The following is a 21812-nucleotide window of genomic DNA, read 5'->3' on the forward strand; positions in this document are numbered from 1 at the left end:
TCAGCCGCCGCCCTGCGGCCCATTGCTGGGTCTGGCGGCGCGGACCGCAGCCAGTCCCCTGATGCCTTCCTTATCGCCGATGGACGTCAGGCTTTCGAAAATCTGCGCAGCGTCGGCATAGCGGCGCATGGCAAGGTAGGAATATCCGCGCAGCACCATCAAATCGGTTCGTTCATCGGCAAGCCGCGCCCGTTGATCGAGCAGGAGAAGCGTTTCCGCATAACGTTTCGACTGGAAGGCTGAAACCGCCCTGTCGGCCAGGATCGAGACCTGCAATTCCGTCGCCCGTGGACGCTCCATCTGGGATTTCGTCGCCGAAACGGCAGCATGGTCCGTCAGCCCCATGCGCAGATAGGCAAGGCTCTGACCATAGGCCGCATCGCTTTTCACTGTGGACTGACCGCTTGCAATGGCGGATTCGAAGGCCTTCAGGGCCTCTGCCGGACGGTTCGTTTCCATCAGGCACCAGCCGAGATCAAGCGCCTGCTGCGCCGGCAGGCGCTGCGGATCGGGATAGACGGCGCAGGAACGTGGGCGCGAGGCGGCACTGCTCGTCCTTTGCGTCTGCGACGGCAGGCGCGCCTGCTTGCGCGAGGGTTCCGGGGCTGGCTGCTGGACTACAGGCGGCTGGCTGTAAGCCACCACCGTCTCTGCTGCCTGAGGCGTATAGGGCGCGGACGTTGTTGCCTGAGACGCGGCGGTGGCAGGCGGCGCGGTAGCGGGTGCAATCGGCTGCATGGATTGGTCCACCATGCGTGCCGTTCCGACATCGGCAATGCGTTGTGACCGGCTTGCCCATTGCTGCTGGATGCCGCGCAGCCCGGCGAGATTGCGCAGATCGTGATAGCTGACCGCCATGCCATAGGCCGAAGGCTCATCATCCGCTTTCCAGCCAAGCGCCGTGCCGAACCATTGCAACGCAAGCTGCGTTTGCCGGAAGGCAAGCGAATACCAGCCGAATTGCTGCGCGGTCGCGGCATCCTTGCGGGTCATCGTTTCCGCTGCGATGCGCTGCAACACGTCCGGCGGCAACACGACAGGCGGCTCAAGCGCCAGAAGATTGGCGGTCGCGGCAAGATAGGTCGCAAGCGCATCATCGGATGCATTACGCCATTTATACATGACGTCTTCGGCCTCACGCGGCTCGTTGCGGTCAATCAGCGCAAGCGCCAGCCCCTGCGAGGCCGATGCGCCGTCTTCCTCTTCACGTGCCTTGCGGAACCACTTTTCCGCCTCCGTCATGTTCTTCTGACGGATATTGTACCAGCCGAGCAACAGGGCATCGCTTGCAAGCTTGTCTGTCTCCGCAAGCCTTTCGAGCCGCATCAGGTAAGCGGAGGGAACGGAAATGCCCTCTTTCTCCCCCGCCTTTGCCACGAACTGGCGGGCGAGATCATTCTTGACCGGCTCGAATTCCAGCTGACCGTCCACACCGGGTTTTTCCTTGGCCAGCAACTCGTCCATCATCTGCGATGGCAGAAGCGCTGATGCCTTCTGCACCGTGGCGAGCCGGTCGCTTGGCACCGTGCAATTGCTGAGAATGTAAAGATAGGCGTCCCGCGCCCGTCCCATCCGGTCGGTATTGGCAAAAGCATCGGCAACACGCCACAGCACATCCACCTCGCTGCAGGTGAGCAGGCCGGGATTGTTGGCGGCCGCGTCCACAACCGTCGCATATTGCTTGAGATCGGAAGCGTTGACGAGGCGCTGGCGGGCTTCGGCAAGCGAAAGCATGCCCGTCAGATTGTCGGGCGGTTGCCAGCCGGGCTCCGTCTGCTGCCGGTCGGCAATCGCTTTCCGTACTTCGGCATAACGGCCGTCGGTATAAAGCTGCCACATGGCATCAAGCTGCGGATCGCCGTTCTCAGGAATGGCGAGCGGATCGGCAGGCGGCGTCCAGTTGGGATAAAGCGTGCGAAGGCGGGCAATTTCAGCCTGAAGGCGCTGGGTATCGCCCTTAGCCGCGAAATAGCGCAGCGCACTGAGATCGACATCAGGCATATCGGGTGCTGCCGGCTGGGTCGCTCGCGGTGCCGGCACCTGCGCCGTTTGTGGCTGCGATGTCTGTCCGCGGGTCTCAGTCTGCACCATCGGCTGCGGGTCAGTCGCGGGCACCGTGACCGGTGGCGTCGCAGGCTGCGTTACCTGCGCCATTTCGCGGTTCTGGAGGAAAGCATTGATCTGCGCAGGATTGGCCGTCGCCGGCGATATGCGCGGCACCGCACGATTGTCACCGACCGCCGAAGTATGCACATCCGACACCCGCCCGAGAATGCTGTCACGCCAGTGGAAGGCGGCCAGCGCAATCAGAAGCAGGATGAGAGCCGAGGTCGACAGAGGCTTGTTCATCGGCATTCCCCGTTATTCCTTGCCAGAAACGACAATGCCAGAAGATGCAATGTAGAAGGATAATAAAGCGTTGGCTGGAAGCTCTTCAGTTCAGCGGGAACGCTCGCGCCGCCCGCCGCACAGGCTGCCAGCGCCGGAATGATGCGATAACCGGGATCTGACAGCACGTCCTTGACCGTGCCGTTCTTGAGATCGAAGGTCCCGGCTGCACCGCTTTCCAGCGTCATGCCGTCTTTCAACCGGGCAAGCAGTTCCGGCGAGCCCATTTTCGCCCTCGAAAGATAAAGTGGTATCCGCACCGCATTATAGCCGAACTCCGCCGGAAAACCCGAGGCCGGCTGCGGTTTGGTCTTCACCGACACCCAGTCAGCCGGCAGTTTTTTATCGCTGAAAGCGAATGCGCCGATCTGCGCCGCCCCATCATCGGCGAGAGCCTTCCAGAGCGGCGATGGCGCGACGAGATTAAGGACCGGAAAGGCCTCGAAGATCAGATAGGAAGGATTGACCACCGGCCCGTCATCCCGATCATCTTCACCAAAACCGCTGGCGGCCGGCAAAAGCAACGTCCTACCGCTGCGCTGCACGACGGTCTTCTTCAGAATGGCGGATGCAATGGCTGCCGAGGCCTCGGCATAGTCCTGCCGGTTCCATTGTCCGGCGGCCAGCGCCAGCGCGTAAGCGATCAGAATGTCGCCATCCGTGGCGTTGTTGATATCAGTCACATGCGGTCTGGTACGGGGATCCCATTTCCACGCCGAAAGCCCGTCATCGCGCACGAGCAGTTCGGTGCGGGTGAAACTCCAGATCAGCTCGAAATCGGCAAGATTATCGGAAAGGACGGCAAGCCACATGCCATAGCCCTGCCCTTCGCTGTGGCTGATATTACCATTGCCTGTGTCGATGATACGCCCGCCGGGATCAAGGAACACGCCTTTATAGGCCGCCCATGCCTCCGGCGAGACCGATGCGGCGCGGCTGGCGGAGATGTTTGCGGTGAGCGCCATCAGCGAAAGACAAAAAATGCCGACAAATCTTAAAACCCCTGACCTCATCGATGTCGCCCCATCAAACGCAGCATCACGAAGGTAGCGAGGCCCAGAAGCGACACGAAACCGATAAACGCCAGCGAATAGGAAAGCACGTTGGAGGACAGCCAGTTTGCGGCAATCAGCCTCCAGTTCGAGAGAGAGAAATCCCGTGTCGTATAAAAATACGGCCTCTCAACCTCCACCGTCTCGATCTTTTCGGCCGTGGCGTCGTAAGCGGCGACCCGTCCGGTGACGTCTCGCCAATGGTTTTCGCGCACCATCGCCGTCATGCCGTCCCGAAGCTCCGCCGACGTTGGCGCAGTGGCAAGTGTCCAGACCCCTTCACCGGAAGGGCTGAGGCCCTGTGCCATCATGAAGGAGACATTTCCGGGCGGTGCATAAGGCTGCTCTGGTGCAGGCAGGAAACGCAGCGTATCCGAACTGAGGTCGAAATTCCGCTTCATCCACTCCTCCAGGGAGGAGACCTGCCCCTCCCAGACGCCGCCATCCACCCGCTCGCGCCAGTCGTTGAAGAGGGTATCGCTGTTTTGGGCGGGCGGCTGGACGCCGGTCCCGATCTTCCAGGATATCTGGCTGGAAGGAACGAGATTGAACTGGCTGATCAGCGCCTGCGGAATTTGAGAAATCGTTCCGACGAACAGGGCGTCGCGATCACCGATCACCAGCGGCGAGGCGACAGTTTCGACATTGATCGGATGCCCGGACACACTTGCAAGCCGGCTGATGAGCGTCGCGGCCGCCGACATCGTATCGGTATCGAAACGATCGAGCGACAGGGCGACAGGGCCTCCGGCCGCCCTGTAGGGCTGCCCGGCACCCGCCATCGCCGCCAGATCCGGCTTGCGGCCGATCCGCGCGAAATCCGGCACCTGGATTTCCGAGGTATCGAACAGCGCAAAACGCGGGGTCGCGCTGGCCGGTGCACCGGGCGCACAGGCCTGATCCTGCGCCGTCATCAAAACGGCCTCGATGGTCACCTTGTTCGGACCCGGCTTGAAATGCCGCATCGTCACCTTGATGGGCAAATGCCGGAAAATACCGCCGCCATTGTTGGAAATCGGCACCGTCGAGGCGATTTCGTCATTGACGTAGATGTCGATATGGCTGCCGGGCAATACCTGCGACGAATAAGCGGCATCGAGCAGCAGGGACGCCTCGCCATAGGCAGAGGCATAAAAATCGGCAGGCATGCCGATGTAGAACTCGTTGCGGAAACGCCGTCCGCCAAATTCAGCACTCTCTATACCCAGCTCGGAAAGAGCGATGCGGCGGTCCGACATGATGAGCGGTACATCCGGCGCGTGCCAGCTGCGGGTCGAAAAGGTCGTTCTCTGCGCACCGGGCGTGCGCGAAATGGACGAAAACAGCGTTTCTATCGCCGCCTGCACCGCCTGCGTGGTCGGGCCGCTGACGAAGAGCGGAGAGAGGCCGCCAGACGCGGCACTGCCGAAACCGGCAAAGGCGCCCGCCGATGCCTCGGGCGGCAGCGCACCGGAAAGGCCCTCAATCTCACGCGCGGTGCCAACGAGGACGACCAGCGTTCCGGCTCTGGGTTCGGTGGAAGGCGCAGAAACGAAACGGATCGTCTGGTTCGGCATCTGGGTTCTGAGCGCCAGAGCCTGCGAGAGCCGCAGGAGCGAATCCGCAAATGCCGGATTGCCGAGCCCCGGCGCGACGATCTCGATCGACGTTGCCGCCTTGCCATCCGGCCCGGTTGCCTGAATATCGTCTATATTGGCGAAGTTGCCGGCAACATTGGCATTGAAGGCAATATAGGTGCTCGCCGGATCGACATCGGTCCACAGATCGTAGGTGGACTGGATTGTGCAATCGGTCCGGTGACGCTGCTGCACGCCAAGCGTCACGACATTCGCCCCAACCTGCAAGACGCCGGGCGGAATTTTGAGCGAAACATTGCCTTCGCTGTCGGGCGCTTCAATGCGCGCGGCATCGAGCGGAACATTGTTCAGGCTGACCTGAAAATTCGAGCTTTCAGGTGCGACCACGATGGCGTTCTGATAACCGATATTCAGGGCAACGGCGGCATTCACCTGCTCTGGAGTGAGGTAGATACTCCATTGCCGCCTGTCTATCTCACCGGAAAGGCTGAGCTTTTCGTAGGGCAATATATAACGGCGGCGGCTGTCGGCGGCCAATGACGGCGCCTGGGCCGGTGCAGGCCTTGCACTTTCCTGACGCGCCGGGACGGTGACGGGAGGCAAAGGCGCCGGCGGAGCGGCAGCCGGGCGCTGTGGCGGTTGCGCTTGCGACGGCTGAGCCTGCGGCGGCGGCGGGATCTGGGCCGGAGCTTGCTGGCGAGGTGCTGACGGAGGTATGGCGGGTGGCGGCACGGGTGCCGGCGTGGTCTGGGACGGCCTTTCGGGCGACATGTCAAAAGGTGAGGACTGCGCCACAGCACCGGTTGCAGCGGCTCCCCACATCAGCACTGCCAGTGAACTCCTGATCGTTTTGCTGCCGGTCATTTCACGGCTCCGGCAGGTTTGACGGTTTTGGAGGCCGGCCGGAGCGCCTTCGCCAGATAAAAAAGGCCGCGCTGCGTCTGGAAGAGTGAAATCGCCAGGAAGATTGCCGTGCCGCGAATGAGGCCGGGGTTCTTGCGGCGCACGCGCTGGAACTCGCTCCACTGTTCGGAATTGGCAAAGATGAGGTCGGCGATCAGGCGATGATCGACGGCGCGCTGCGGCGAGAAAGTGCAGCCGATTGAAACGAACCCTTCGCCGCGAACTGTCCGGACGACATTGATGGGCATGGTTTCCGGTACGCCCTCGCTATGGGGTTTGACCTTCACGATCGCTGTCGTGTTCTTTTCGATTGCGGTCGAATTGTCGAACAGATTGATCAGCAGACCATGCACCGAGACGTTCTCGATGGAAGCCGGTACCCATGCCTCGCTACCCTCAAGCTTGACCTCGCAGCGCCGCTTGACGGTGATGCGGCGCGACGCCGATTTGTCGCCGCGCTCCGAGACGACGCCGAGCGCGCAGCCCGCAAAGATGAGGTTGAGCAGGTTCCAGCCGCCGACGACAAGCGTGACATCCGCCTTGTAGGGCTCGCTGTAGATGCGCCAGGCGGCAAAGGCCATGGCCACGACCAGAAGCGCAAAAATGACGAAGAACGGGCGGCTGATTTCCGAAAGCCGCGCCTCTGCGATGGATTCGTCCTTTGCCGTCACTTTGAAGGTCGGCTTGCCCGGATTGAAGATCACCGAAACGACGGCGGGCAGAAGGTGAACCGTCTGCACATATTCATAGAGTTCCGAAATCCACGGCCAGCGGAAGCTGCCATAGAGATAGTTCTGCATCATCAGGTTCACGAGCATATAGGCCGCGGTATAGGCAAGGAACTCGCCACCCGAGGCAACGAAAATCTGAAGATCGAAGAACAGGTAGAACAAGGGCGCGAACAGAAAGATCGTGCGCGGAAACGGGAACAGCCAGAACAGCGTCGATGACATGTAGCAAAGACGTTGTGTGAAGGAGAGGCCACGCCGGAAGAGCGGCTGGCGGAAAATCAGGATCTGCATCATGCCCTGCGCCCAACGGCTGCGCTGGCCGATGAAGCTTGCAAAAGTGGCCGGTTGCAGCCCGGCGATCAGCGGCTTGTCGACATAGATGCTGTTCCAGCCGCGCGAATGCAGCGCCAGCGCCGTTTCGCAATCCTCGGTGATGCTGACACCGCTGAAGCCTTCGGTATCCTGCAGCGCCTCACGCCGCAAGACAGCCGCCGAGCCGCAGAAGAAGGCACCGTTCCATTTGTCGAGACCGCGCTGGATGATGCCGTAGAACATCTCGTTCTCACTCGGCATCGTCTCGAAGGTGCGCAGATTGCGCTCGATCGGATCGGGATTGACGAAGAAATGCGGTGTCTGGACGAGAAAGAGCCGAGGGTCCTCTTCGAAATAACCGACCGTTTCCAGCAGGAAATCACGGGCAGGCGCATGGTCGGCATCGAACACCGTCACCAGTTCCCCGGTCGAGTGGGCGAGACCGTTATTGAGGTTTCCGGCCTTGGCGTGAACGTTGCGCTCGCGTGTCAGATAACGAACGTCGAGATCCTCGCAGAGCTTCTTCAACTCCTCGTGGCGGCGCTGCGCGGCCTGTGCCTCGACAATATTGCTGGCATTGCGCTTCTGCACCGAACCGCCATCGTCCAGCAGCCATACGGTGAACCTGTCCGCCGGATAATCCATGTTCTTGGCCGCCGCCAGCGTATTGGCCAGAAGCTCCGCATCCTCGTTGTAACTTGGAACGAAGACATCGACCGTTGGCCGATAATCGGGCGAGCCGGGCCGGGTCTTGCGAGAAGGCAGCGGCATCGAGACGATGACGAGGCTGAGCCCCAGCATCACCACGCTGTACATTTCCGCGAGATAAAGCAGAAAGCCCGGAATGAAGTTCTCGAGCTGGTTGACGGGCGGCAGGGTACTGGTGGTGCGCCAGTAGACGTAACGCAGCACGATGGCCGTGCCGAAACCGAGCGCCACAAGACGCCAGGCCCCCTGCCCGTTGAAACTCTTGATCGTGGCAAGAAGGACAAGTGAGATCGCCGTGGCGACCAGATGCGTCTGCAGGCTGATCGGCATCGTGATGATGGCCAGAACGCAAAGCGACACAAGCAACCAGACAATGATCGTGATGGCCTTGTTCATCCCGAAATTTTCCGTTCTTTTCCCCACCCGGAATTCTTACCCGGATTTTTTGCAACGACCTCTTCTACCCTTGTTCCAGCGCCTATCTGCATCCCTGAGCCGCTCCCGAACCGGACAGACATGCTGGCGAGGGAATGGACACCTGCGGAACCTGCAAAGGCTGCCGGCTCTCCGCCTTCACACCTTCCGCGCGGCTGCCAGCCACGGCAGGCCTTGCGGGCTGGGCGGGGAAGCCGGCCGATGTTGGCGACGGAATGCTGACTGCCGCTACCGGCGGCAACGGCTGCGGCTCGGGCCGAACAGGCGCGACAGCTGCGGCGGCACGGCGCACAGGCGGTCTCGGCACACTCGCAGTCACTTCGCCCCCAGGCCGCATCGGCACGTCATCCGCCTTGACAGGATAGACCGGATGGCCCGGCCGGCCGAGGTTCTGGTCCACCGCCTGCGGCGTGCCGTAGGGGTTCCAGCTTTGCGAGGCATAGGTGCCGGTAATCGTGTAATTATACATGACGGCCAGAAGCCGTTCGACACTCGCATCCGACTGGCAGAGCCGCAATCGCACCTTGATGCGGCCGAGGTTGCGGAAATCCTGCCGCATGCTTTCCGGCGAGCGTATGTCCTGCCAGCCATAAAGGCAGGTGTCGCCGCCCCTGCCGCTACCGGCAGCATAGGAAAAGGCGCCGTAGCCGTTCTGCAGGTAATTGGCCGACATGGCGATGTTTTCGCCCGGAAACTCCGCGCGGATTTCACGCGCGACAGAGGCGGCCCTGAAACCGGTGAACGTCAGAGCGTCGCGATCGGTATCGCCCGCCTGCTGCGGACCGAAAAATTCCGCCTTGATATAGTTTTGTCCGGGCGTTGCCGCCTCGGAACGCAATATGACCTGCTGCGCCACGGCGTTCGAATAGGTACGGTTGATGACAGTGACGATTTCCGGACCGCCTGGCGGCGGGAAAACAAGCGCCTCGGACGGAGACAACATCTGCGCGCCTCCGAACGACCGAACGCCCGCAGGAGTATTGCAGCCCGCAAGAACCGCAACGGAGAACAGCAATGAAGTATAGGCAGAAAATCTCACTGCCCTGCGCCCCTTTGTTTCCCCAACGCCGCCCAGGTTAAAAGGAGACCGAATCACTAATGACCAGACCATTGTTACGAAATACGTGAGGACTACGAATAAGCAATCTCAAATTTCCGTTGTAATTTCTGAGACTTTATGGCTTTCGAATCACTGCGGATCCGATGTTGGCCATGCCCGACGGCGGAACCAATTGCCGCGGTATGGGTTGGCTCAACGTCAGGTCGATAATTTTTACGGTTGCAGTGCAATATGTCCCATGGTCTACTTGCCCTCATAATTACGTATTTTTATTGGTCTAATTTTTCATTCAACTGTAAAAACAGAGAGTTGACGCATGACTGTGCAATTTCCGAGCATCGCGCAGGCGCTTGCCGAAGAGATCGGAACATTACGGAAATGGCTGGATAAGGACGCACTGCCCCTATGGTGGGAGGCAGGTTCCGCCCGACCCAACGGCGGTTTTTACGAGCGCCTCGGCCAGGATGCAAAACCGGTTTTTTCCGATGACCGCCGCGCCCGCGTACAGCCGCGGCAGGCCTATTGTTTCGCCGCCGCCGGCCAGCACGGCTGGCAGGGCCCCTGGAAGGATGCGCTCTCGCATGGTCTCTCCTGGTTCGAAAAGGTCTATCGCCTCGATAACGGCCTTTATGGCAACCTCGCCGACCAGACCGGGAAGCTGATCGATCCATCCTTCGATCTCTACAATCAGGCTTTTGCGCTTTTCGCCTCCGCCCAGACGGCCGCAGCCATTCCCGACCGCAAGGACGAGATGCGCGGACGGGCGCTCGACATTCTCGCCATCCTCAAGCGCGACTACAAACATCCCGTCGCCGGCTTCGAGGAGGCAAATCCGCCGCGTACGCCGCTCTGCTCCAATCCGCATATGCATCTGTTCGAGGCGATGCTCGCCTGGGAAGCGCAGGACCCGCAGGGTCCGTGGTCAGCGCTGGCCGATGAGATCGCCGATCTTGCGCTGACCCGCTTCATCGATGGCGGCAATGGCGGATTGCGGGAATTCTTCGGCCATGACTGGACGCCCTATGAGGGCGACAAGGGCCGCATCATGGAACCGGGTCACCAGTTTGAATGGGCGTGGCTTCTGGTGCGCTGGGGCAGCCTGCGCAACAATGAAGAGGCGATCGACAAGGCCAAGCGCCTTTTCGAGATCGGTGAAGACCATGGCATCTGCCCGCGCCGCAAGGTGGCGATCATGAGCCTCTATGATGATTTTTCGGTGCATGACGGGCTGGCGCGGCTGTGGCCGCAGACAGAATGGCTGAAGGCGGCGATGCGCCTTGCCAGCGTCACATCAGGCGAGGAACGGCAGCGTTACCTCGCTTCGGGCCTCAGGGCCATCGGCGCGGTGCAACCCTTCCTCGACACGCCGGTCAGGGGATTATGGTTCGACAAATGGCCGGCCGACAGGCCAATGCTCGACGAGCCGGCGCCGGCCAGTACATTCTATCATATCGTCTGCGCCATCTATGAGGCGGAGGCGGTGCTGGCAATCAGCGGATAATGTCCGGGCGGGCCGAGCGGGCCGGGCGTCCGCTCGGCCCGCTCGGCCTCGGTTAAGCCTTTGCAGGGCGCACCACGCGCCAGTCGGGCTTGCCGAGATTGTGTGGCCAGTTGTGCACGTCCTTGTCGTTGAAATAGACGACTTCTTCCAGCCTGGGAAAATCCGCTTGCTTCAGCGTCACGTCGTTCATCCACGGGCGAACATAGGAATCGCCGCCTTCATAACCGAGTTCAGCGACCCAGATCGGCTTGTTGAAGGTTTCGACAAGCCTATAGCCTTTACGCAGCAGATCCGAGAACTTCTGCGGACCGCCATATTCGATCTTGTCGTACTCCTCGAGACCGAAGACCGAAAGGCCGACCAGGTCGGCATAGCTGTCGCCGGGATAATAGGCCTTGAGACCATCGAGACCCTTCGGAGACCACATGACCTTGACGCCGGGGACCGCCTTGCGGGTCATATCCACCATGCGCTTATAGGCTGTGATGTAGTCCTGCGGATTCCACCCCGACCATGAGAAGCGGCCGGACGTATCTTCCATTTCCTGCCCCCAGCGCAGGATGAGCGGGCTTTTCATGGCCGACATGCGTGCTGCAATCGCCTGCATGTTCTTGTCGTAGTCGCCTCCCAGCACCTTGCGGCGCAACTCGTCGGAGGTGAGACGCCAGTTGACGTCCCAGGACCAGGGCTCGACCGTGATCATGACATTGCGCTTGCGTTCCAGAGCATAGGCGTCCGCGAGCGCAAGGCTGTCGAGATCCACGTCTTCCCAGGGCAGAAACAGATGTTCCGTCGCCACCCCGGTCTGGCCGGTGAAATCACCATGCGGATCGTAAGCGCCGAAGCGGATGCCGTCCGCATGCAATGTCGGGCGTTTATCGGCAAGTGTCTTCATGCCCGTGGAACCCATGGGCACTACCCCCTGGGCGTCCAGCTTGAATATGGGATACATGCTGGCTGAAGCAGCAACAGCGGCCCCACTTGCGAAAAGCAGTCTTCTTCTTGTTATTTGCATGACACTTTCCTCCTACCTCGTCGCGGTCATCGCCTTGTCGTAAGCGGCGATCTGCGGGGTGACATCGTCCTTGCGGACAAGTTTCAGGAATTCATCTCCGGGTCGTGGCGGGTTATGCCGGAACACGTACCAGGGGCCGCCCTGCTTGCGCTGGTAAAGCACCTTGCCGATGCGGCCATGGTCGAAGCAGGTATCGGCCTTGCCGCTTCCCGCGGTACTCTTCCATGTGGCGCGCATGCACAGCGTGCCATTGGCATCCACCGTCCAGCGGCCATCGCCGACCGACTTCACGCCCTTTTCTTCCGTGGCGGCAACGAACTTGCGGCCATCGGCAATGAAGCGTCCGCCGCCCGTTTCCCATTTCCAGGTCTTGTCGAAGTACATGTCCACGACTTCGCTGGTTCTGAGCGGTTTCGGCGTCTTCGTGCCGCCTGCGGCGTGGACGGCACTGGGCGCGATCACCGCAAGGCAGAGTACGAAAGCGGAGAATCCGCATTTGCTTATTGTTGTTCTCATCACAGCCTCCTCCTTCTATTGTCCGACCCTATTGTCGGCCAGCATGATTTCTCCGGTTGCCATCACCGGTGGCGGCACCATGGGCTCCGCCTGGATGTTTCGATCTCCGGGCATTCCCGGCAGCGCGATGCGCAGTTTCAGGCGCACCGATCTCGCTCCTTCCACGCCCGCACCGGCCACGGTGAACCGCGTTTCGGTGAAGCTGACATAGGGTTGTCCGTGCGACAGCGCCTCCAGCCCGCCAATTGCATGGGAGCTCAATTCCGCGGCACTACCGGCCACGAGCAGCGCCGAACAGGCGGCGGCAGTCGCCGCGCCACGCAATGCCGGCAGCTTCGGCAAACCGTTTTCCATCGCGTGGCGGATAAGCAGAAACACCGAGAGGCCCGCGTAAATTGCCACATTGATCGCGGCGAAAACGAAGAAGCCTTCCGCTCCGCTTTCCCGCGGCGCCAGCACCATCGCCAGAAGGCTTATCGCGGCCAAAACCATGTAAGGCGCGATTACCCGGAGTGGCAGCGGCGGTGTTGCCTGCGTGCCCTTCGGCGTAATGCGGAAGTCGACGAAGTCGCCGCGGATCGTATCGCGTATCGCCGCAAGCACCCCCATCAGCGACCAGGGCCAGCGCAGGAACAGAAACACCATGGCTTCCCAGCTGAACAGCTTGGCATTGTGCGGGCGAAATGCCCCCGTAGCCCGCCAGAAGAAGGCGAAAACGATCATGATCAGCGAAATCGGCAGAAAATGCGCCAGAAACGCCGGATAGGAAGCGTTGACCAGCACATGCCCGCGCATCAGGGCGACGGCGGGAAGCACGAACATCAGCGCCATGAATCCCGAAAACAGCGGATACCAGAGCTGCGAAAACAGGAACTGGAACTTCAGCCGCAGGGGCAGCTTCGGCACATAGTGCCGTGAGTATTGCAGCAGGATGGTCATCAGGCTGCGCGACCACTGGAACTCCTGCACGATGAGATCGGCAAAGGTCGACGGCCCGTCGCCATGCGCAATGGCGTTGACAGCATGAACACCGCGCCAGCCACCGGCATTCATCAGAAGCGTAGTGGAATGGTCCTCGGCAAGCTCGGGTCCAAGCCCGCCCACCTCACGCAATGCTTTCGTGCGCACGGCGTAGTGCGAACCGATGCAAAGCGGCGCCCAGCTATTGTTGTATCCCAGCTGCAGCGCACCATGCAGGCTCGCCTCGGCATAAAGCCTGCCACGCGCTGCCCAGCTCTCACCGGCATTGGCATCGCAAATACTCGGCGCCGAGACATAGCCCACCGCAGGATCGGCAAAGGGACGGATGATCTCGCTGAGATATTCCGGCTCCGGCACGTGGTCGGCATCGAACTGGGCGACGAAATCATACCGCTCATAACCGTAATGATCGTAGAAATAAGCGAGATTGCCTTCTTTGCAACGGGTGCGGCGCGGCCAGGTCTTGCGATGATAATCGGCCACACCTTTGCGCGTGGAAACGAAAACACCATGCGCACCGCACCATGTCAGCGTCTGCGCATCCGGGTCTTCATCCGCAAGCCAGACGTCGAATTCCAGCCCCTTCTGCTCCAGCATCGCGAGCAGCGTTTTGCGCACAACGGCGAAGGGTTCCGACGGCGCCTTGGTGACAACCATCGCCACCCGCCCCTTTGGCAAAGCAGAGCGTCGATCGACAACCCTGGCGTTCAGGAAAATGAAAATGAAATAGGACGGCAAAAGGGTGATCCACGCGAGCGTCATTGTGACGACGGTGTAATAGGGCCAGTCGATGACCCGGTCCCGGTCCAGCCACCAGATCCAGAAATAGGCAAGTGTCACCAGCCAGCCGCCAATACCCAGAAGGTAGGCCATGCGGTTCCAGCCGGTAAAGACCGGCAGCATCCGCAATTCGCCTGTAGCGACGCGCGATGATGCGACAGATGGAATGGACCGCGTCTTCATGACAGCACCTCCAGCCCGAAGCCGGGGCCGGCCGTGCGGATGATGGTGTCGATATCCGAGCGTTTCGGGGTAAAGCCAAGTGTTTCTTCCGCCCGTTTTATATCCGCAAACAGGGCTGGCGGATCGCCGGCACGCCTTGCGCCGAAATGCACCGGTACCTCCTGCCCCGTCACACGGTGGATCGCCCGGATGATATCGCCAACCGATGTACCGTGGCCGGAACCAAGATTGACACGCAGCGTTTCGCCGCCATCGGCCAGATAGTTGACGGCAGCGACATGGGCATCGGCCAGATCGCTGACATGGATGTAATCGCGAATGCAGGTGCCGTCGCTGGTGTCGTAATCCGCGCCGAAGACATCGAGTTGCGGCAGTCGCGAAGCGGCCGCCATCAGGGCCCGCGGGATCAGATGGGTTTCCGGTTCATGGCGTTCACAGAGTTCGCCATCCGGGTCAGCGCCCGCAGCGTTGAAATAGCGCAATGCGACGAAACGCAGTCCATAGGCTGCGGCATAGTCATCAAGCGCCATTTCGAAAATCAGCTTCGTGCGTCCGTAAGGATTGACGGGCACCTGTGCCGTTTCTTCGCGGATCGGCAATTGCAGCGGCACGCCATAGGTAGCGCAGCTGGAGGAAAACACCAGCCCGTCAATATTCTGCTCGAGGCAGGCGTCCAGAAGCGCCAAGCTACCGCCGACATTGTTGCGGTAATATTTGCGCGGGTCTTCGACGGATTCGCCGACATAGGCATTGGCGGCGCAATGAATGACGAAGGACGGCGCGAACTCCTTGAGCGTGGCCTTCAGCAGACCACGGTCGAGAATGTCGCCCTCGATAAACGGACCCCAGCGAACCGAATCCGCGTGACCCGTCGAGAGATTGTCGTATGCGATGGGCTTGAAGCCGGATTGAGCCAGCGCCTTACAGATGTGGCTGCCTATGAACCCGGCCCCGCCCGTGACGAGGATTGTGCGGGGCATCTCATACGGCCTCCGCCACATATCTGCCGGACAGCAGCGCGTCGAAATAGACGATGGTTTTTTCCAGTCCTATTTCGAGCGGTACACGTGGTTGCCATCTGAGTTGTTCCTTGGCCCGCGAAATATCGGGACGCCGCTGCTGCGGATCGTCGATCGCTGCGGGCAGATGGACGATCCGCGAGCTGGAATTCGTCATGCGGATGACGATATCAGCCAGTTGCCGCACCGGAATTTCCGTCGGGTTGCCGAGATTGATCGGCCCGATGCAGTCCTTCGGCTTTGCCGAGAAACGCAGGAAACCGTCGATGAGATCGTCGACATAGCAGAAGGAACGCGTCTGGCTGCCATCGCCATAAATGGTGATGTCGGTGCCTTTCAGTGCCTGTACGATGAAGTTGGAAACCACACGTCCATCATCCGGGCGCATGCGCGGCCCATAGGTGTTGAAGATGCGCCCGACCTTGATATCGACGCCATAAAAGCGGTGATAATCGAAAAACAGCGTTTCAGCGCTGCGTTTTCCCTCATCGTAACAAGCTCGCGGCCCGATTGTATTTACATTGCCGAAATAGCTTTCAGGCTGCGGATTGACGAGCGGATCGCCATAGACTTCCGATGTCGAGGACTGCACTACGGTTGCACCGCATCTGCGGGCGACTTCCAGCACGTTGACTGCGCCAAGCACATTGGTGAGCAGGGTGCCGACGGGATCTCGCTGATAATCCGGCGGTGAGGCCGGCGAGGCGAAGTTGAAGATCAGCGAAACATCGATATCGTAGGGTTTGCGCACGTCGTGCTCGACCAGCAAAAACCGCTTATTGTCCCGTAAATGCTCGACATTCGCCGTCCGTCCGGTGGAAAGATCGTCGAGACAGATCACCTCGTGGCCGCAGGCCAGCAGGCGTTCGCAAAGGTGGGAACCAAGGAAACCAGCGCCGCCATTGACAAGAACGCGCTGGCCTGGCCGCCACTCGGAATAGATTGTGACGCCGTTATCATGCTCGTTGGGAACGAAATTACGCATTACACACTCCTCCCCATGAGGAATCAGCCCGGCTGATTCGACTTGAACTGGATCAAACTCCCGATTGTGCGGTATCTTGAATATCATCCTCCGGTTTTTATTTCTTCTGGAGGTTTTAATATTTCGATTCGATAGATTTCAACTTTTATGATAGGCGCGACGAAAAACAGGTCAACTTCATTTTATGGAAATATTACAATTGATTACCCGTTATTACTCAAATTAGCCCCTTGATTTAATACTTTTTAACTATGCCTCCATTATGCCTTTCTTATTGAGCATTAGCGCAAGCTTCGCTCAACCAGTCGGGACTATCCTGGTTTTGTAAGGCTCGGTCCACCGGGACAAAACCGCCCGGCGAGATGCGACAGACAGTCGATTTCAGGGGACATACACTATGAATGAAATGCCTTATTCCCATAGCGGCAAAGCAGCTCGCCGCTGTCATTTCGCACTTGTTGCCACAGCACTTGCGGCCTTCACCTTCGCCGCTTCTTCCTGCTCCGTGGTCGAAGACGCCGTTCTTATCAAGACCGCATCTGCGAATACGGCCACGATGAAGACGCGCGTTGCTCCGGCCAAGGCTTCCTACGGTTACGACAAGGCAGGCAATGCGGCTGTTACGCTTGTTGCCGACGCATCGTCGTCCGAGACGCCCTCGATATCGCGGCCGTCCTACTCCGGTTCTTCCCCCTATATCTGCTCACCGAGCGGATTTGGTCAGAAGTCCCGCTGCTTCCTGAGGCCCTGAGCCTCGGCAGAAAACCTGATGATACTGGCGCCTTGCGACCTTCGCCGCCCGGCGTTCAGTTTCTCCAGCCGGAAAAGGCCGCGTCTTCGTCTTTATTAAAGAAGCGTGAGGCGGCTTCCGTGCGGTTACGCACATGCATCTTCTTGTAGATGTTACGAACGTGTACCTTCACCGTGTTTTCCGACAGGTGAAGCCGGTCCGCGATGATCTTGTTCTGCGTTCCCTTGCAGAGAAGGTCGAGAATTTGCACTTCCCGCGTGGTCAGCGCCGACATTTCGCTCCTGCTGACAGCGAGGGCGTCAGCACGATTGGCGATTACGGCATTGTTTTGAACGTTTTTGCCGTTGACGGCCTGGGAATAGGGCGTGAGCTTGCCAAGAAGAGCGGCAGGAAAATGCTCTCCGCCTTTCATGAGCAGGTCGACGGCCGCCATAAAGACGTCAAGCCGGAGGTTAAGCGGCAATACGCCATCTATAATGCGCGTCCCCACCAGTTGCTTCAGCGACTCCTCGCACTTTTCGATGGTTTCGACGACCAGCGCGATGGCAGCATCGGGGTGTTTTTCGCGAATGATTGAAAGAACGCCGTGAAGCCGCTCCGACGATAGGCGGTATGGCAATACCAGCCGGACATTGGCGCCGTAGTCATCGTCGATCGTCGCCGACGAAGCGACGCTGACCACTGCGAATGTGGGGAACTTTTTGCCCAACGCCTCCACGAGGCACTCGGAAAACAGGTCCGGATCCGCTATGATCAATAAAGTTCCATTTATAGGAGCAACGGCACCACTCTGTTTAGCCGCATAATCTGAAGTTCCCATGAACATTGACGCCTCCCTAAAGCGCTTACGCATTACATTCTTTTGGTTGTGTCGTCTGTGTCTGCCGAGCCCCCCCCTGAAAACATAAGGGGCAATTCCCGCCTCAAGCCATGTCAACTATCATTAATTACCCGTTAATTAAGGAGGCTAATACGAAAAGCTGTGTAAATAAATGGCCCAAACGGGTTATTTTTTACAATTGACGTACAAAATAGGTTACGCAATGACAGAATCACTGATCCCGGAAATGTTGGAAAAACAAACACATCGGAAAAGCTTTCGCTGCGGTTTTGTAATCCGGGAAAATATAACTTTTAGTTGAAATCCCTTTACATACCTCCCCGCCAGGCGCGCCCGGAGGATGTGCCGTTTCGGGATGCAAGACTTTTCTCACCGAAATAAACCATGTTTTTCGAAAAAGCCGCTGGCGATCGCCAAAGCCGCTTTATTCCCGGCGAAAGCGGCGAAACGACCGCTGCGCAACACCCTCCGACATATATATTCGGGGTGAAAGCGCCAATATGTTTAACCCGAATTGATATCTAGGAACGGCAATTTTTCTGCTGCACAGTCTGACCGTCGCTGAAACGGCGACCGATGGAAAGACAATCCCGGCCTTTGACGTGTGTTTGCAGATGCCGGTTCCTTTTCAAGAAACATAAGACCGAAAAGACGAAAGCCACCGCGCTCCCCATTGGGGCGAGGATAGGATTTGTGCGCCTTTTTACCGAGTAGCGCACAAGGGCTGAACGAAAAGAGCCCGGTCACGGGCCGATGCCAAACCGCAGGTGATGCGTAACGAGTACATCTGCAAACATCAATCTTTGTACAACGCGGAGCAAGCGCGAAAAAATCCCATTTAAGATGAGAGGGATTTCGAAAGCTGCTCCGAGCTTTTTCGGAGGAAATAGAAATGGGTTATGATCCAAAGTCATCCGGCAGCGACGACGACATCACCAAGATCGGCGCGCTTTCCGATGGTTTCGCCAACACGTCAACCAATGACGCCAAGGTGGAAGACAGCAACGTCGGCACCGCAAACGGTGAAAACCGCAATAACGACAACAGCGACAACAGCACCAATGTGGATGTTGACGCCAAGATCGATGTTGACGCCAATAACGGTGACAATCGCGACAACGACTATGACTGGAGCTATGACAGCAAGTCCTATAGCGACAACGACACGACCACCAAGACAAGCACCGAAACCAACACTGATATCAAGGTCGACTACGACTGGAGCTATGAAAGCAAGTCGTACAGCGACAACGATACCAATGTGAAGACGATCACGGATACGGACACCAAAACGTCCAACTATTCCGACAACGACACCTCCACCAAGACCACAACGACCTCCGACAGCTTCAACTCCGCGGACAGTTTCTACAAGTCGGATGACGACTTCGGCAACATCACGGGCGTCAAGGATGTCGGCAATCTCGGCATCGCAGGCGGAGACCTCACCTTCAACCTGGGTGACGACTTCTCCTTCACACTCGATGTCGACAATATCCTCAACAACTCGCTCGGCGGAGACGGCAACGACACCGGCTTCAGCATGGTGCAGGCCAACCACCTGGCGGACCAGGATCAGGCCTACGACATCAAGATGCAGAATGGCGGTGCGGAAAACCACCTGAGCGCCAATGCCGGTGACGCCTATGGCGCCGAAGGCATCGACGGCAAGGGATGGGACCTCAAGGCCGGCGACGACGCCGCAGGTACCAGCACGGCAGATGCATCGGCAATCCTTGCAAATTCCGGCTTCCATCTGGAGCTGGTGCAGGGCGCCAACATGCTCTCCAATGCCGTTGACGTCACGATCACAGGCGGTAACTCGCATGTGTCCGATGTCGGTGAGGATCACTCCTGATACCCACCTCTTGACGAAAAGAGCTGCACCGGCATCCGCCGGTGCAGTTCGCGGTTGAAGGACCGGTTTGCGTGAAAACGAAGCACCGCCTTTGAGACGTGTGCCGTCCGCACCCCAGGCCCTGCCGCGATGATCGGGGAGGACCTCCAATGCATATCGACAAGATTTCCGACATGATCGCGCATTTCATCGGCCTTTTCGATACGGTGATCGAGGATGCGCGTCTGAGAACCAACTATAGCGAAGGCCCGGCGCATTCCGATGCGGATCGCCTGCCGGACGATGAGGCAGCAAAGCTGCTCGACAAGAACTACGACGTAGCCCTCGACGACTACGACCCCGGTGTCAAATATCGTGCCGGCTATTATGATTTCGATTACATACGGCCGCATTTCGCCCGCGCTGTCGAATACGACATGCAGCAGCTTGCAAATGTTGTACCGGCCGATATTTCCGGCGCTAATTTCCGCTTTCCCGGCCGCCTCTCCTTCGAGGAAGAACGCGAACTGGTGGTCCATACCGGACCCGGCTCGGTGATAGGCCATGTTACACAGGTCAATATTCTTCAGGACGACGACTATCTGAACATGACGGACGGCCCGAATGTGGCGCGCGACACGACTTTCGTGACGGAGCGCACCGTCGAGTTCTACAATGAAGCGTCGGTCTTCACACCTTTCTCCACCTTCCAGCGTACCGACAACTACGATGCGTTGCAGGCGCTTGCCAAATCCGCGCATGACTACATCGAACACGCCCGTGACAATGATGTCACTTCGCTCGGTACCGGCGCGGACCAGGATTTCGTTCTGGCCGGCAACGATATCAACGGACTTTACATCAATGGCTCCATAGCCAGCGAAAAGCCAATGCTCGATGACTTCATGCCGGATCGCGGCATTGCCAAACCGCAGGAAGAGCCGGAAAAGAGCGATGTTTCGTTGCATGAGGACAGCCCTGCAGGCAATAGCCTCGATATTGCCGCTGGCGCCAATGTCGTGGCCAACATCGCCACGCTGGTCAATACCGGCGTCATGACGTCCGTTACCGCCGTCATGGGTGACTATCACCAGATCGACGCCATTACCCAGGCCTATATCTATAGCGATCGGGACGAGATTTCTTCCGTCTTCACCCACTCCGAAGATCAGGCCGCAACGGCCGCATACAACATCGCCAGCTTCGAGCGCAGCGTCTATCCCGGCGCGGAAAATGCCGCAGCGGACAGCCACGAGACGGGTGAAACGCCGATATTCCCCACCGCCTGGCGCGTCAGCGTGCTGGAGGGGGATGTTTCCTTCGTACACTGGATCGAGCAATACCAGTTCATCAGCGACAATGACACGATGACGATCACCACGTCGGGTGCGACCGTCAGCCTGCTGACGGGTGGCAACGCCGCGCTCAACATCGCCAATTTCCTCGGCATCGGCATGCAGTACGATCTGATCATCGTCGGCGGCAATGTTCTGGACATGAACCTCATCAGCCAGATTGCCGTGCTTTACGACAATGACTGGGCCCGCGCCAATCCTGACGCGCCTGATGGCGCCACCATTCAATCCGGCAACAACCTTCTCTGGAACGACGCCAGCATTCACAATGTCGGCAGCAATGACCGTTTCGAGACCATGCCTGATTACATGAACCAGACGGTGAACGCGATCAATGAGCGCGACCCGAACATGCCGGATGCACTTGCCCACGACGTCAATTTTGCCGGCTATCAGGGATTGAACGTCCTTTATATTACCGGCAACCTTTATGACGTCAGCATCATCAAACAGGTGAGCGTGCTGGGCGATTCCGACGATGTGACGCAGGCCGCCGCCAAGGTTCTCGAAAACAATGAGAACGCCACCGTCAATATCGATACCGGCAGCAACGCCGTCGTCAACATTGCACAGATCGTCGATTACGACAGCTTCGGTTCGACCACCTATGTCGCCGGCGGCGTTTATTCAGACGCCATTCTGATACAGGGCGGCATCATCGAAAATGATACGTCGCAGCCGGCGCAGCACGGCCAGCTGGCAAATGAGGTCATCGCCTTTCTTCACGACGACCCCGCCACCATCGAAAACGAATCCGACGGCGTCATCAATGCCGGCCACGACCTGTCATGGTCAAACGCCCATTCGGCCGACGTCATGCAAGCGGTCACTGCATAGGTTTGGCAAGCGGGGCGGGAAAAACGCACAACAATACGCCCCGCC

General features: G+C 58.9%; 15 protein-coding genes. 4 read left to right on the plus strand and 11 right to left on the minus strand.

Features of this window, described 5'->3' with window-relative positions:
* The 5 genes from FY152_15860 to bcsN form a co-directional block, all read right to left on the minus strand.
* Nucleotides 1-2355 carry a cellulose synthase gene (locus FY152_15860; protein ID UXS33646.1) on the minus strand — a complete coding sequence of 785 codons (2355 nt, stop codon included), beginning with the start codon at nucleotides 2353-2355 and terminating at the stop codon, nucleotides 1-3.
* Entirely contained in the window at nucleotides 2346-3401 is a 1056-nt protein-coding gene (locus tag FY152_15865) for an endoglucanase (protein UXS33647.1), read from the minus strand. The genes FY152_15860 and FY152_15865 overlap by 10 nt, the downstream gene beginning before the upstream one ends.
* On the minus strand, nucleotides 3398-5881 hold the full coding sequence (locus tag FY152_15870; protein UXS33648.1) for a cellulose biosynthesis cyclic di-GMP-binding regulatory protein BcsB: 2484 nt from the start codon (nucleotides 5879-5881) through the stop codon (nucleotides 3398-3400). The genes FY152_15865 and FY152_15870 overlap by 4 nt, the downstream gene beginning before the upstream one ends.
* Nucleotides 5878-8067, minus strand: coding sequence for a UDP-forming cellulose synthase catalytic subunit (bcsA, locus tag FY152_15875; GenBank protein UXS33649.1), 2190 nt, complete (start codon nucleotides 8065-8067; stop codon nucleotides 5878-5880). The genes FY152_15870 and bcsA overlap by 4 nt, the downstream gene beginning before the upstream one ends.
* An 82-nt stretch (nucleotides 8068-8149) precedes the next feature.
* Complete coding sequence (gene bcsN, locus FY152_15880) at nucleotides 8150-9049, minus strand: cellulose biosynthesis protein BcsN (protein UXS33650.1); 900 nt, start codon at nucleotides 9047-9049, stop codon at nucleotides 8150-8152.
* A gap of 433 nt (nucleotides 9050-9482) precedes the next feature.
* Between bcsN and FY152_15885 the strand changes: the two genes are divergently transcribed.
* The gene (locus tag FY152_15885) at nucleotides 9483-10667 is read left to right on the plus strand and encodes an AGE family epimerase/isomerase (protein UXS33651.1); all 1185 of its coding nucleotides are present in this window, start codon (nucleotides 9483-9485) and stop codon (nucleotides 10665-10667) included.
* A gap of 52 nt (nucleotides 10668-10719) precedes the next feature.
* Here the strand turns inward: FY152_15885 and FY152_15890 are convergent, their stop codons facing one another.
* Genes FY152_15890 through FY152_15910 form a run of 5 tightly spaced genes read right to left on the minus strand, consistent with a single transcriptional unit; the run spans nucleotide 10720 to nucleotide 16146 of the window.
* A complete protein-coding gene (locus FY152_15890; GenBank protein ID UXS33652.1) occupies nucleotides 10720-11682 on the minus strand; it encodes a glycosyl hydrolase family 5 in 963 nt (320 codons plus the stop codon).
* A gap of 12 nt (nucleotides 11683-11694) precedes the next feature.
* On the minus strand, nucleotides 11695-12198 hold the full coding sequence (locus FY152_15895) for a DUF995 domain-containing protein (protein ID UXS33653.1): 504 nt from the start codon (nucleotides 12196-12198) through the stop codon (nucleotides 11695-11697).
* Between the two features lie 15 nt (nucleotides 12199-12213).
* Nucleotides 12214-14142: a glycosyltransferase gene (locus FY152_15900; GenBank protein UXS33654.1), complete on the minus strand. Its 1929-nt coding sequence runs from the start codon at nucleotides 14140-14142 to the stop codon at nucleotides 12214-12216.
* Nucleotides 14139-15122, minus strand: coding sequence for a UDP-glucose 4-epimerase GalE (galE, locus tag FY152_15905; GenBank protein UXS33655.1), 984 nt, complete (start codon nucleotides 15120-15122; stop codon nucleotides 14139-14141). The genes FY152_15900 and galE overlap by 4 nt, the downstream gene beginning before the upstream one ends.
* 1 nt (nucleotide 15123) lies before the next feature.
* A complete protein-coding gene (locus tag FY152_15910) occupies nucleotides 15124-16146 on the minus strand; it encodes an SDR family oxidoreductase (GenBank protein UXS33656.1) in 1023 nt (340 codons plus the stop codon).
* A gap of 397 nt (nucleotides 16147-16543) precedes the next feature.
* Here FY152_15910 and FY152_15915 point away from each other — a divergent pair, with 397 nt between their 5' ends.
* Nucleotides 16544-16897, plus strand: a complete 354-nt coding sequence (locus tag FY152_15915; protein ID UXS33657.1) for a hypothetical protein — start codon at nucleotides 16544-16546, stop codon at nucleotides 16895-16897.
* A 55-nt stretch (nucleotides 16898-16952) separates the two neighbouring features.
* On the opposite strand, the gene FY152_15920 is transcribed toward FY152_15915, so the two are convergent.
* Complete coding sequence (locus FY152_15920) at nucleotides 16953-17723, minus strand: response regulator transcription factor (protein UXS33658.1); 771 nt, start codon at nucleotides 17721-17723, stop codon at nucleotides 16953-16955.
* A 907-nt stretch (nucleotides 17724-18630) separates the two neighbouring features.
* On the opposite strand from FY152_15920, the gene FY152_15925 reads away from it, so the two are divergent.
* Complete coding sequence (locus FY152_15925) at nucleotides 18631-19596, plus strand: fibrinogen-binding protein (GenBank protein ID UXS33659.1); 966 nt, start codon at nucleotides 18631-18633, stop codon at nucleotides 19594-19596.
* A gap of 149 nt (nucleotides 19597-19745) precedes the next feature.
* Entirely contained in the window at nucleotides 19746-21767 is a 2022-nt protein-coding gene (locus FY152_15930) for a hypothetical protein (GenBank protein ID UXS33660.1), read from the plus strand.
* Nucleotides 21768-21812: the final 45 nt, after the last annotated feature.

Source organism: Agrobacterium tumefaciens (assembly GCA_025560025.1).
In the GTDB taxonomy this organism is placed as follows: Bacteria; Pseudomonadota; Alphaproteobacteria; order Rhizobiales; family Rhizobiaceae; genus Agrobacterium.